This window comes from Alkalicoccobacillus porphyridii, assembly GCF_007293315.1.
In the GTDB taxonomy this organism is placed as follows: domain Bacteria; phylum Bacillota; class Bacilli; order Bacillales; family Bacillaceae_D; genus Alkalicoccobacillus; species Alkalicoccobacillus porphyridii.
Window position 1 is genome coordinate 1 of sequence record NZ_VLXZ01000211.1, and the last position, 273, is coordinate 273.

1 protein-coding gene is annotated in these 273 nt (G+C 46.5%); it reads right to left on the minus strand.

Annotated features, from left to right (window positions below):
• On the minus strand, nt 1-194 hold a 194-nt coding region (locus FN960_RS24060; protein ID WP_143850812.1), incomplete at its 3' end, for a YejL family protein.
• Between the last annotated feature and the right edge of the window lie 79 nt (nt 195-273).

The following is a 273-nucleotide window of genomic DNA, read 5'->3' on the forward strand; positions in this document are numbered from 1 at the left end:
AAGGCGCGGGCAAAAGAGTTGGCAATTGCCTGGCGTTGGGCCGGGGCAATGCTGGTGTTGATAAGGTTAGTGACCATGTTGCCTAACACCATCAGGGAAAGGTCGGTCGGAGCCTTATGTTTTTCCAGTACGTTGAGCAGCTCTGCGAGCAATTGTTCAACCTGTTCAGCACTGTAGCGGGAAATTTGTGGCATAAATCGAAATCAGTTAGTTGATGAAAGGGCAACATATTACCGTAGCAACGGTTTTTTTTCTGCTTTTTTATGCGTTAAA